This window comes from Halomonas huangheensis (genome assembly GCF_001431725.1).
GTDB classification, from domain to species: Bacteria; Pseudomonadota; Gammaproteobacteria; order Pseudomonadales; family Halomonadaceae; genus Halomonas; species Halomonas huangheensis.
This window is the reverse complement of record NZ_CP013106.1, coordinates 1,428,181-1,440,946: the sequence shown is the minus strand read 5'-3', so window position 1 is coordinate 1,440,946 and position 12,766 is coordinate 1,428,181. Positions and strand designations below refer to the sequence as shown.

General features: G+C 56.1%; 11 protein-coding genes. 9 read left to right on the top strand and 2 right to left on the bottom strand.

Annotated elements, in window-relative coordinates; all coding sequences use genetic code 11:
* Positions 1-85: 85 nt before the first annotated feature.
* The 9 genes from acnA to AR456_RS06485 all read left to right on the top strand — a co-directional run bounded on the left by acnA (position 86) and on the right by AR456_RS06485 (position 10,628).
* Positions 86-2,806 carry an aconitate hydratase AcnA gene (acnA, locus tag AR456_RS06520; protein WP_021820562.1) on the top strand — a complete coding sequence of 907 codons (2,721 nt, stop codon included), beginning with the start codon at positions 86-88 and terminating at the stop codon, positions 2,804-2,806.
* Between the two features lie 2 nt (positions 2,807-2,808).
* Complete coding sequence (locus AR456_RS06515; RefSeq protein ID WP_021820561.1) at positions 2,809-3,864, top strand: lactonase family protein; 1,056 nt, start codon at positions 2,809-2,811, stop codon at positions 3,862-3,864.
* 186 nt (positions 3,865-4,050) lie between these two features.
* Positions 4,051-5,034: a Bug family tripartite tricarboxylate transporter substrate binding protein gene (locus tag AR456_RS06510; RefSeq protein ID WP_021820560.1), complete on the top strand. Its 984-nt coding sequence runs from the start codon at positions 4,051-4,053 to the stop codon at positions 5,032-5,034.
* A gap of 357 nt (positions 5,035-5,391) precedes the next feature.
* Positions 5,392-6,378 carry a Bug family tripartite tricarboxylate transporter substrate binding protein gene (locus tag AR456_RS06505; RefSeq protein ID WP_031208645.1) on the top strand — a complete coding sequence of 329 codons (987 nt, stop codon included), beginning with the start codon at positions 5,392-5,394 and terminating at the stop codon, positions 6,376-6,378.
* 16 nt (positions 6,379-6,394) lie between these two features.
* A complete protein-coding gene (locus tag AR456_RS06500) occupies positions 6,395-6,850 on the top strand; it encodes a tripartite tricarboxylate transporter TctB family protein (RefSeq protein WP_021820557.1) in 456 nt (151 codons plus the stop codon).
* Complete coding sequence (locus AR456_RS06495) at positions 6,850-8,373, top strand: tripartite tricarboxylate transporter permease (protein WP_021820556.1); 1,524 nt, start codon at positions 6,850-6,852, stop codon at positions 8,371-8,373. The genes AR456_RS06500 and AR456_RS06495 overlap by 1 nt, the downstream gene beginning before the upstream one ends.
* A 63-nt stretch (positions 8,374-8,436) precedes the next feature.
* Entirely contained in the window at positions 8,437-9,174 is a 738-nt protein-coding gene (locus AR456_RS06490) for a transporter substrate-binding domain-containing protein (RefSeq protein ID WP_021820555.1), read from the top strand.
* A gap of 359 nt (positions 9,175-9,533) precedes the next feature.
* Positions 9,534-10,043 (top strand): small multi-drug export protein, encoded by a 510-nt coding sequence (locus AR456_RS20855; protein WP_081694709.1) that lies wholly within the window; start codon positions 9,534-9,536, stop codon positions 10,041-10,043.
* 30 nt (positions 10,044-10,073) lie between these two features.
* Positions 10,074-10,628, top strand: a complete 555-nt coding sequence (locus tag AR456_RS06485) for a TetR/AcrR family transcriptional regulator (RefSeq protein ID WP_021820554.1) — start codon at positions 10,074-10,076, stop codon at positions 10,626-10,628.
* Between the two features lie 646 nt (positions 10,629-11,274).
* On the opposite strand, the gene AR456_RS06475 is transcribed toward AR456_RS06485, so the two are convergent.
* On the bottom strand, positions 11,275-12,021 hold the full coding sequence (locus AR456_RS06475) for a DUF899 domain-containing protein (RefSeq protein WP_021820552.1): 747 nt from the start codon (positions 12,019-12,021) through the stop codon (positions 11,275-11,277).
* 253 nt (positions 12,022-12,274) lie between these two features.
* The gene (locus tag AR456_RS06470) at positions 12,275-12,757 is read right to left on the bottom strand and encodes a DUF2938 domain-containing protein (protein ID WP_021820551.1); all 483 of its coding nucleotides are present in this window, start codon (positions 12,755-12,757) and stop codon (positions 12,275-12,277) included.
* Between the last annotated feature and the right edge of the window lie 9 nt (positions 12,758-12,766).

The following is a 12,766-nucleotide window of genomic DNA, read 5'->3' as shown; positions in this document are numbered from 1 at the left end:
TCGTCCTTGCCCAAGCCTCAATTTTCGATGTTCCCCCTTAGGGGTATCGTGCCATCAAGCCGCCATCACGATGCTCGAGGGCCAAATGCCAGTGACAACACAACAACCATCACCGCGTAAGCTGCATATCGCCGACCAGGACTATCACTACATCGACCTGTGCGACCTTGTCAGTCAGGAGCAATTGCAGCGAATGCCCTATTCACTGCGTATCCTGCTGGAAAATGTCGCGCGCTGTTCCCCACATAATCTGCCCGACCTGCTGGCATTTCTCGACGGCAGTTCCAGCGGCGGCGAAGTCAATTACTATCCCAATCGTCTGATGTTCCATGACACGACCTGCCTGCCTGCTCTCGCCGACTTTGCAGGTCTGCGCGACGCAGTCCACGAACTGGGCGGTGATGCCCGCGCGATCAATCCGTCGATTCCCGCGGTGCTGGCTATCGATCACTCCGTGATTGTCGAGGAGTTCGACCATCCCGATGCCCTCGCACGCAACCTTGATATTGATTTCCGGCGCAACGCCGAGCGCTATCGATTCATCAAATGGGCAGAGCGGAGTCTCGATAACTTCAGTGTCGTGCCTCCGGGTACCGGTATCATCCACCAGGTCAACATGGAGTCGCTGGCTCGTGTGGTGTGGACTGAAGAGGATGATCAGGGACGCCAATGGATTCACCCGGACAACATGGTCGCCACTGACAGCCACACGCCGATGATCAATGCCCTGGGTATTCTGGCCTGGGGCGTAGGTGGACTGGAGGGACAGGCTGCCGTGCTGGGCGAGCCCGTCACTCTGACGCTACCTGAAGTGGTTGGCATACATCTGACGGGAGGCCTGTCGCCCGGTGTCACGGCCATGGATCTGGCACTGAACATTGCCGAGCTGTTGCGTTCCGAGGGCGTGGTCGGCAAGTTTGTGGAATTCTGTGGCCCCGGATTATCGACTCTTGGTTGGGCAGCGCGCGGCACTGTCGCCAATATGGCTCCGGAATACGGCGCTACCGTGATGTTCTTCCCCTTCGATGACGTGACCATGGATTACCTCACGCTTAGTGGTCGCTCCGTGGAATTGCGTGAACAAGTCGGTACCTATCTGGAGCAGCAACAACTGTGGCGCCGAGACGACGCTCCCGAACCGCGCTTTCACAAGCGTTTGACGCTGGACCTGAGTGCCATCGAACCTAGCGTTGCCGGACCGCACCAACCCCATGAACGCCACCCATTGGCCCAACTCGCGGATTCCTACCGTCAAACAGGACGTCCTTCCGTGGAGTTGCTGGCTACCAGCCGACACTCGGAACTACCGGACGATACTCCCGATTGGGTGATGGAGCTGGATCATGGCACAGTCGCCATCGCGGCCATCACCAGTTGCACCAACACTGCCAACCCAGCCGAGATGATTCAGGCCGGCCTGCTGGCTCGCCGTGCAAGAGCCCGTGGTCTAAAACGCCGCCCCTGGGTGAAAACATCGCTGTCACCCGGCTCGCGGATTGTCGGCGACTACCTTGAGGCGGCAAACCTGCAGGACGACTTCGATGCGCTCGGCTTTGCGGTCGCGGGCTTCGGCTGCATGACCTGCATCGGTAATTCCGGAGGCCTGATTCCGGAAGTCCACCAGTTGGTGCGCAACGGTCTGGACGGTGTTGCCATCCTATCCGGCAACCGCAACTTCCAGGGACGCGTCAATCCCATGCTATCGTCCGGCTACCTGATGTCTCCCGCGCTGGTGGTGGCCTATGCGTTGGCAGGCGATGTCACTCGAGACATCACTCGCGACCCCTTGTGTCACGATGACAACGGCGATCCTGTCTACCTTCATGAATTGATGCCAAGTGACGAAGAGGTAGATGCGCTCGTCCATGAGGTTGTAGTACCGGAAGCCTTTTCGCGACGCAACGCTACGCTGTGGGACGGAACCGAGCATTGGCAGCAGCTACAAGCCGAAGGCAGCCTGCGCTTCGATTGGGCTGCCGACTCCACCTACCTTCGTCGCCCCCGCTACCTGGAGGCAGTACCACGCACTGCGCGCGATAGCCTGGCGATCCGAGAGGCCAGAGTCATCATGCAACTCGGTGACAATGTGACGACCGATCACATGTCTCCAGCAGGCGCGATCCCGGCAGAGAGTCTTGCAGGTCGCTACCTGATCGAACACGGCGAGTCTGCCCAGGACCTCAACCAGTACTCCACCAGGCGCAGCAACCATGAAGTCATGCTGCGAGGTGCTTTCACCAATTCCCGCGTGGATAATCTCCTGCCGGGTACCAGCAGCGGTGGCAAGGGGGTCTGGGCGAGGCCGCTGGACGAGTCCGCCCCTCAACCTCTCTATGAAGCGGCTCAGAGCTACGTCAAAGCCGATGTCCCACTGGTGGTGTTCGCCGGAAACAACTATGGCGCTGGCTCAAGTCGCGATTGGGCGGCCAAGGCGCAAGCGCTATTGGGAGTACGTGCAGTCATTGCCATCAGTTTCGAACGCATCCATCGCAGCAACCTGATCGGGATGGGCATTCTGCCCCTGCGTTTGACTGGCGGCCAGACTCCAGAGGCGCTGAAACTCTCGGGCAATGAGCGGTTCGACATACACCTCCCCGAACACCTTCAGCTCGGCACCAACCCCGTCAGTCTGACAATCCGCCGTGGCGAGACGACCCAGAGTATCGCTCTGGAATTGCCGATTGATTCAGACCAGGAGCTCCGTTATCTGTGGAACGGTGGCATCCTGCCCTACGTATTGCGCAAGCAGTTAGCCACCGTGCAGGCGCCACCCTCCACACCACCGTCGTCTACTTCAGGAGTTTGATCATGCTGGCTTTCATTGGTTGCCGAACAACTCAGCGCAGACAGGCGCGTGGCAAGGGGATCAGCGTCTACCATGTCAGCGACGATGGCAGCAGTTGGGAACAGCTGCAGTGCTACGAAGGCCTGATCAATCCCTCCTGGCTGGTCATCAACCGGCGTGGCGACCGGCTCTACTGTATTCATGGTGATCGCAGCGATATCAGTGCCTTTGCCGTACACCCGGTAAGCGGCGAACTACGCTTGCTCAACCAGGTCAGCACCGGTGGTGCCAATCCGGTGCATATGGCGCTCTCCGCGGATGAGCGCTTCATCGTGATCTCCAATCATATTTCCAGCTCACTGGCGGTAGTCGCGGTGGAGGACGACGGCAGCCTGAAGGGTGTCGTGGACCTGATCGAGCTATCCGGCAAGGTTGGCCCACACCGCATCGAACAGCCCTTTCCCAAGCCACATGCCAACCCGTTCACTGCGGATGGCCGCTTTGTGGTGATCCCTGACAAGGGGCTGGATTGCCTGTTTGTCATGAAATTCGACAGCCGGCATGGTCGACTGATCCCATGCCCCGAACTGACGGTAGCGACACGTGAAGGCGCAGGCCCTCGACACATTGACTTCCATCCTTCAGGCCGCCTCGCTTTTGTCGTCAATGAGTTGGACTCAACGCTTACCGCCTACCGCTTTGATCCAGACAGTGGGCAGCTGACTCCGTATCAGGTGAGCCCCAGCGTATCGCCCTTCCATACCGGCGATAATCGTGCAGCAGGAATCGTAGTGTCACCCTCGGGAAGCCATGTGCTGGTGACAAACCGCGGAGAGGACAGCATCAGCGTGTACCGTATTGATCCTCGCAACGACCACCTACAGTACAGCCATACACTCCCCTCGGGAGGCAAGACTCCGCGTTTCATGGGCTTCGATCCACTAGGCCGGCTGCATATCGCCAATGAAGATGATGACACTCTCTGTCTTTATACAACTTCATCACCTGAGTCGTTGAGCAACCCGACTCAACGCATTTCAACTCCCAGTCCGGTGTGTGTGGCGTTCCGCGAGGACTGAGCCACTCACCAGGTTGAATCCAATGCTGCCGGGCGAACCCGGCGGCCCATGGACGACTGTGCCCCGCATGGGGCGCATGGATGCGCTTTGGCCGCTATCTCCAACAATCGATAGCCACGCACAACATTCTAAATCCACTCACAACAATCAAAAGTTACCCAAAACAATCAAAATGGAGTCAACATCATGCGCCAACTCACTCTATTCGCCCTCTCGCTAACCGCACTCCCCCTCGTCTCGGCCAACGTCAACGCGGAACCGCCAACCTCGCGACTGGAATGTATTGCTCCTGCCGACCCAGGTGGTGGTTGGGATTTCACCTGTCGGCAGTTTGCGGCCACCCTGCAACAGCTGAACATTACGAATGGCAGCATGCAGACCATCAATATGGCCGGAGCTGCGGGTGGTGTGGCCTATGCACATGTCGCCAGCAAGCGTGAGGGCAATGACGGCCTGATCGTCGCCGCCTCCTCTTCCAACGCCACACGCCTGGCGCAGCAACAGTACCCGGGATTAGGTGCCGATGATGTTACCTGGCTCGGTACGCTAGGCGCCGACTATGCGGCACTGGCGGTATCCAGTGACTCTCCGTATCAGGGGCTCGATGACCTTACTGAAGCCTTGCGCGAAGATATCAAAGCCGTCAGCTTCTCCGGGGGCAGTGGCCCACTCGGGTGGGACCAACTGAATATGCTACGGGTGCTTTCCAATGCAGGAATCACTTCACTGAACAAGGTGACCTATCTCGACTTCAACAATGGTGCCAGCGCCATCACTCAAGTGCTGGGCCATCATCTGGATGTAGTCGTCGGTGACATCTCGGAGGTCAAGAGTTTCGTCGATAGCGGAGACCTCCGAGTGCTGGCGGTGCTATCGGAAGAGCGGCTACCGGAGCCATTGGATGGGTTCCCGACGGCACGGGAGCAAGGGGTAGATGTTGTAGCGCCCAACTGGCGTGGCTTCTACGCTCCTGCTGGATTGAGTGACGACGACAAGGCGTTCTGGACTGATGCTATTCATCAAGTATACGAAAGTGCCCAATGGCAGGAAATCATGACTCGCAATGGTATGACACCCTTCCAGCTCAGTGGAGAGGAGTTCAAGACATTCCTTCATGAACAGATTGCCTCACTGGAAAATACCATGGCCGATCTTCGCCGGACTCAATGATGGTTCGACAAGTCAATCACAGTAACTGTCCAACCAGAGACCGTTCAGGGCTACCACAAGGTGGCCCTTTTTCGTATCTGATGCCTCCCCTCTATCCACGGCCTTGGACAAAGGTCATACGTCACCTTGAAAATAAAAATATATTATTTTGTTTTCAACAACATAGAACCTTACTCGATAGAGAAAGGTTGCCTTGCCCGATAGTCAATTCCCGCCACGACCACAGCGATCTAGCCTATCCAGCAGCTCAGCAGCTTGCTGGATAGGTTAATGCCAGCAGGAGCATTCAAGCGCCAGGGAAGGCCAACAACAATAGCAATATACGCACTCACCAGCACAACAATGAGGAATTCCTCAATGCGCAATTCCATCTCGATGGCCGCCATGGTGGCCGCCCTTGCCTCTGTACCTTTTGCCGTCCAGGCGTTTGAACCCGGATCAGGCGTGGAGTGTATTGCTCCCTCGGACCCCGGCGGTGGCTGGGACTTTACTTGCCGCAGCGGCGGTCAAGTACTGTCCAAACTCGATCTAGTGCCTGGTAATGTTCAAACCGTCAATATGGCTGGCGCCGGTGGCGGTGTTGCCTACGCTCACGTGGTGGCCAAGCGGTCCGGCGATGACAACCTGATCATCGCTGCCTCAACAGCCGTGCCCACTCGCCTCGCTCAGGGTCAGTTTCCTGGCATGGATATGGACATGGTGCGCTGGATCGGAACCGTGGGCTCGGACTATGGCGTGATTGCGGTCACTGAAGACTCGTCCTATCAGACCCTCGGGGAACTGATGGATGCCATCAAGGACGATCCGCGCGCCGTCAAGTTCGCAGGTGCCAGCGCCAAAGGCGGTTGGGACCATCTCAAGGCGCTGATTGCGGCGCGAGCAGCAGGCGTTGATACTCTGCGCGAGATTCCTTACCTGTCCTACAACAACGGCGGTGAAGCCCTGACCCAGGTCGTCGGCGGCCATCTCGATGCCTTCACTGGCGATATCTCCGAGGCTCGTGGCTTCTGGGAATCCGGTGACCTGCGCATCCTAGCCGTGCTCGCTCCAGAGCGACTTCCCGGTGAATTCGACACCATTCCTACCGCTCGTGAACAAGGCATTGATGCCATTGGCCCCAACTGGCGCGGCTTCTACATGCCAGCAGATATCAGTGATGAGGCCTACGAATACTGGGTGAACGCTATTGACACTCTTTACGAGAGTGAAGAGTGGAAGGAAGTCATGGCCAACAATGGACTGATGCCCTTCCACTACAGCGGAGAAGAGTTCAAGGAGTTCATGGCCCAACAAGTCAAGGATATCGCTGAGCTGTCCGCCGAGCTCGGCATGACCGCACAGTAACAGGAACACGCTCACCATGACTTACAACGACCGCTTTGCGGGAGTACTACTGATCGTCCTGGCCGTTGCATACGGCTGGGGCGCCAGCCAGTTCCCCGAACCTTTTGGAGGGGGCTCAGAGGCCATTGGCCCTGAGACCTTTCCCTATATCCTTAGCGTGACACTTGGACTATCGAGCCTATACATGATCGTGCGTCCAGACCCCGACAATGCCTGGCCCTGGAGCCGTACCGGTATTGAACTGATTATCGCCATCGTCGTGTTGATTCTCTACGCCGGGCTGCTGGAGCCACTCGGTTTCATTCTCAGCACGACCCTGGCGGTCGGTACGCTGTGCTGGCGTATGGGAGCTCCCGTCACCAGATCGTTCCTGACTGGTGCCATCGCCGCCGTGGTGGTCTTCACCCTGTTTACCTACGCTCTCGACCTGGCGTTGCCGCTGGGGCTCCTTGAGCTACTGGAGACAAGCTGATGGAAACATTGGGATTTCTCATTGACGGCTTTGCCGTGGCACTGGCACCCGAGAATCTGATATTCGGCCTGCTTGGCGCGATCCTCGGCACACTGATCGGGGCACTGCCTGGTCTGGGTCCGGCCAACGGCGTGGCGATACTGATCCCACTGGCCTTCACCCTGGGGCTGCGGCCTGAAACAGCACTGATCATGCTGACGGCAGTGTACGCCGGGGCAATGTATGGCGGCCGCATCTCGTCGATCCTGCTCAATATTCCTGGCGACGAGCCAGCGATGATGACGTGTCTCGACGGCTACCCCATGGCGCGCAACGGCAAGGCCGCCGAAGCCCTGGCGATCTCTGCGATTGCGTCATTCGTCGGCAGTCTGATCGCCACCATCGGCTTGATTCTTCTCGCCCCGATCCTCGCAGACTTCGCCCTCACCTTTGGTCCGGCGGAGTACTTTGCTCTGTTTCTGCTGGCCTTTGCCACGTTGGGCGGTATTACGGGCAAGAATCCGATCAAGACTGTGGTTGCAGCTAGTCTCGGCCTGATGATTGCTACCATGGGCATCGACAACACCGGAGTTCAGCGCTACACCTTCGGCGTTCTCGAGCTGTATGAAGGTGTCGATTTCATCATCGCCATCGTCGGGCTGTTCGCAATATCCGAGTTGCTGACTTTCATCGAAAACCGTGCCGGCAAGGGCCACGAAACCATCAAGGTCAACAAGCTTTCCCTCAAATGGTCGGATATTCGCGCCGTCCTGCCTTCGAGTATCAGAGGAGGCATCCTCGGCTTCATTGCTGGCGTCCTGCCCGGTGCTGGAGCCTCTCTCGGTAGCTTTATCGGCTACACCATGGAAAAGAAGGTGATCGGTAGCAAGGGCTCCTTCGGCGAAGGAGATCCACGCGGCGTTGCGGCGCCAGAAGCCGGTAACAACGGTGCCTCCAGCGGCGCCCTGGTACCGATGTTGACACTGGGCGTACCGGGCAGCGGCACGACCGCCGTGCTACTGGCGCTGCTGATCTCCTTGAACGTCACTCCAGGGCCGCTGATGTTCACTCAGAACGCCGATATTGTCTGGGGTGTCATCGCGGCACTGTTGATCGGCAACTTCCTGCTGCTGATCCTCAACATTCCGCTGGTGGGAATCTTCGTCAAACTGCTGTCGGTACCACCGATGTATCTACTGCCGATCGTCACCATGATCGCTTTCGTCGGGATCTATTCGATCAGCAATACCACCTTCGACCTCTACTTCATGACCGCCTTCGGTGTAGCTGGCTATATCCTTCGCAAACTCGAAATTCCACTGGTACCGATCATTCTCGGTCTGTTGCTGGGCCCGGAAATGGAAAAGAACCTGCGCCATGCGCTGGATATATCCGACGGTGACTGGACTATTCTATGGAACAGTGGTCTGGCGATAGGCCTGTGGATCTTTGCTGCTGTCGGTTTGATCCTGCCCTATATTGTTGGCCCGGTGTTGCGGCGACGCATGCGAGCCGCCAATATCGAATCTGCTGGTTCGGACTGACATGAAAATGCGCCCGGGCCCCGGGCGCTTTTCTCATTCTCTTTCACATTCATGGAGGTAAAAGTGACTGGCCATCTGGAGCAGCTACGCGACGCTTTAACGCGAAATGGACGATTACGTGTTGCCATCAACCTCGGTAATCCGGTACTTGCCCAACGCAGCGACAAGGGAGAGTTGGGTGGAGTCTCTGTAGCTCTTGCCAGAACTCTAGCCGAACAGCTTCAGGTAACGCTGGCAATCAGTGAATATGACGCCGCAGGCAAAGTCGTCGCTGCCCGCGAAGAAGAGGATAGCTGGGATCTGGCATTTCTGGCCCGTGATCCCAAACGGGCGGAGTCAATCGCCTTCACCTCGCCCTATGTGATCATCGAAGGCACCTACCTGGTGTCACAGAACTCAGGGTTCTCGGGCGTCCAGCAACTTGATGCGCCGGGCGTCAGTATTGCCGTCGGCAAGGGCGCAGCCTATGACCTCTTTCTATCCCGCACTCTCAAGCACGCTAGTGTCGTCCGCGCCCCGACATCCGCCGACGCAGTGACCTGGATGGTTGACCAGCAACTGGATGCAGCAGCAGGCGTCCGCCAGCCCCTGGAGCGCTACTGTCGGGAAAACCCTGGATACCGAGTGCTGGAAGGACGCTTCACAACGATTGAACAGGCCATGGCGGTGCCCAGAGAGCATGCCGATGTCCTTGAAGCTCTGGAAACCTTTCTGCGTGAAGCCCGTGAGAGTGGTCTGATTCACGAGGCCTTGCACCAATCAGGACAGAGCCCGAGTATCGCTGCGCCTAACCCTGGCTGAATATATCGATATCGGACCCCGTCCCCTCCATGAATCCCGAAGATTGTCGAGCAGGACCATCGGAGACCCCGTAGCACGGAGTAGGTAAAACGTTAGTAGGTAAAACGTTGCCAGGGTTGCCGAACAATCTTCTCCAGCCAGCAGCACAGCCTTGTTCCACTTACCCATGATAACGATGGGCTGGTGGGACTCGGCTGTGTCGTCATCAGCCGATGGGCAATCGGAATCTCTGGTTGATCTACCCTGTACATCGCAGCGATCTCGCCCCTACATCGGAAGATCTGGTGGGTAGCAAGCCATCCTCTTGAAAGATACCTACCGTACGGTATGATACGTTTTGTTGACGAGGGAGATTGGGTATGAATCAGTTAATGTTGTACTCGGCCGTATTCATAGGTTCTGCGACACCTGTGCTTGAGGTATGGCTAGCTGTCCCGCTAGGTGTACTAGCTGGCTTACCTTGGTTGCCTACTGCGTTAGTGGGATTTTTGGGCAACTTTATTACCTTACTTCCAGTAATTTATGCTGGAGATAAAATTAATTTATGGATTAAACGCTGGTATAAAAAACCACCAACTGAAGGTATAAAAAATTCCACTATGGAGAAATCTCGCAAGCGAGTGATTTTTGATCGACTAGGTCTACCCGGTCTGGCTTTTCTTGGGCCTTTCTTGATTGGTGTTCACGCAGCTTCAGCTTTTGCTATAGCTTCAGGCTCCAACAAACGAGATATTGTTTTCTGGTTCTCGGCTTCTATATTAATTTTCTCGATAGTATTTGCGATACTAGCTGACATGGGACTTGCAAGCTTCGTCGAAGAGCGGTCACTTCCATCTTTAACCCTAGCACCGAACCAAATAATCAACTAATATTTACATAAAACAAAGGGTCATAAACAAATGAAACCACAGCACCGAAAAAAGCAGCCAGAGTTAGTGAGAAAGCAGCTTTTGGAAGCAGGCATTTCCATTGCAATCAGTCGTGGTCTGGCCGCTGTGACAGTCCAGGCCGTGTCTGAAGAAGCAGGTGTTACAAAGGGAGGTTTTTTACATCACTTCCCCTGTAAGCGAGACCTGATACTAACAATATTCAATGACTTGATTTCTTCGATTGAAAGTGAACTGGATGAACACATGAAGAAAGACCCTGAAAAGTATGGGTCATTCACACGCGCATACATCGAGTTTTCATTAGCCTCAGCATGGAATGGAACGTATGACATAAGGACGGCTTTAGCAGTACTTTCCATTAGTGATTCTGAACTTCGTTCTATTTGGGCATCCTGGTTCAATGAGATGCAAAAGAAACATTTTCAGACAGATGGTGACGAGCACCTGGCTATAACCAGACTGACTGTCGATGGATTATGGATGGCAGTATTGTCTGACATAAACCTACCAAACACAGGAATGATACGAGAAACTCTCCTCAATGCAACACGAAAAAAGGGCTAACTTTTATTGGCTCTTCCAATATATTTAACTTAGCGACATACAAATTACTGGTTTATAGAAACAACGATAACGGAATGTACTTCAAAGAAAACGCGCCCGCCCCCATCGTCTGCAAGACCGCCCCCTCTCCAACTACCAAAGATGGTCGACGTCTTGCAGCAGCTGTATGAATACGTGGAAAAGGAGTCATTCAAACACCTCTACACCTTGGGCAGCACAGAGCAGCTTGGGCGAGACACGATACGCGACTGTCTTCAAGAAAAAGGTTGGTTCTCTGGCGGCATGGCAACGCTCCAGGACGCACGGTTGTCTGGGCATCGATGAACTGTACGTGAACCGCCGCTACCGCTGTATTCCAACCAACATGGAAGAGCGCACCCTCCTGGACCTGGAGCCCGGTCGCCAGCAGTATCCTGGAACGAAGAGGCTCATAGCGCGATAAAGGTCTAGATCGTCAGCATGGCTCCCTTCTTGTGCGTGCAACTTTTCACCAGATGTACGCTTTTTAGCACGTGCATAAAAACGAACGTAGTGCATAACGTCGCGAGCAGCAGCGGTGTGCTGCCAGCGCAACGCCCGCTGGAATGGATTGTTGCGCATTTTTTCCTTGGTCGGCTGCCAAGTGGAGTGCACGCGACAGCTGCAATCAGCTGGAGTGACACGAGGAGCCTGCCGGGCTCGCATCGTACTCATCATGGCGCCTCACCCAGTCCATGATCTCCTTTTCGTTGCGGCCCCTTGGCGTGATGTCGAGATAAACAAAGGCCCCAATAACCTCTTCATTACCACGGGCGTAGCTGGAGTAGGTGTGGAACAGATCCCCACGCTCGTCCTTGTAGAAAACGCTGAGGCCTGGCAGCTCTTCGCTGAAGTATTTCGGGTCCTCGATAGGCTGGTAATTGTAGTAGAGCCGGCCAGCCTCCAGGTCCTCCCGGGCGAAAGAGACTCGAAAGTCGAAATTGAAATCGCTGCCCTCGGAGGACACCCAGCAGGCTCTCCACCCCATACGCTTTCGGTAGGCTTGCAGTTTTTCCAGCGGGGCGCGGGATACTCGAACGTAACTCACATCGTGATTGGCAAGATGGACGATGGCACCCTCGGCATGATCCGCCTCCAGCGAACAGCTCGGGCAGCCCGCATCCCAGTCCGGGCCAAACATGAAGTGATGAACGATCAGCTGACTGTTGGTTCCAAACAGCTCGGCGAGTGTCTTATTCCCTTCCGGCGTGTCGAAGACGTATTCCTTCTCCACCTTCACCCATGGCAGCTCACGCCGCTCGCGGGCGACCAGGTCGCGCATGCGGGTAAGCGCCTTCTCGTTCTTCAAATGGGCTTTACGTGCCTGGGTCCACTCCTCTCTGGACACGACTCGCGGTGATTCATTCTGGCTCATGACGGACCTCCTCAGTAGCGTCAGCCTTGCTCCGGGTTACACCACCGGAATAACGCAGCTTGGCATAGAGTAGTCGTTCGTCACTGGTCAAAATCGACAATACCACCGCACTTCCGTTATGCGGACATCGGAGGCGAACCGTCAACCTCCTCGACCATGACCACAGGTTCCGGCACCACGCAGAGCGTACCGGAGGCCTTTTTGGAGCGACGTGGAGAAAGGGGCGTCCGTGTGACCCATATTGTTGAAACCGCTACCCAACCACCACTGCCGCCAGATACATGCCAATGGCAAATACCACATGGCCGACGATATTGTTGAGCCGAGCGGCGTTGGGGTTGGGTGCTCCCGAGCAGGCGATGCCGACGCCCATGCCTGGCTGCAGGATGAACCAGCCTGCACCTACGGTGACCAATCCGACGATCAACGCCGGCAGGAAGGTCGGTGCCTGTACCCAACCAAGCCCCCAGATCGCCAGCAGAATGATGGCGAACAGGATCCCTACCGCGTAATGCATGACCCAACCGATAGCCAGTTCATTGGCCACCGGTTTCGAGTCGTTGATTCCATGTGAGTGAACGAAGCGCCCGCTCGGCAATCCAGCAAACCAGCGACCGACCAGATGCCACGGCGGCAACGGCAGGCCTATGGTGCGGTTGAGCAACAGGTTCCATAGGTCCAGCACCGCGGTACCACAGCCACCGATCACCACCGACCACAGCAGAAACTCGAGCATTGGGGGAAT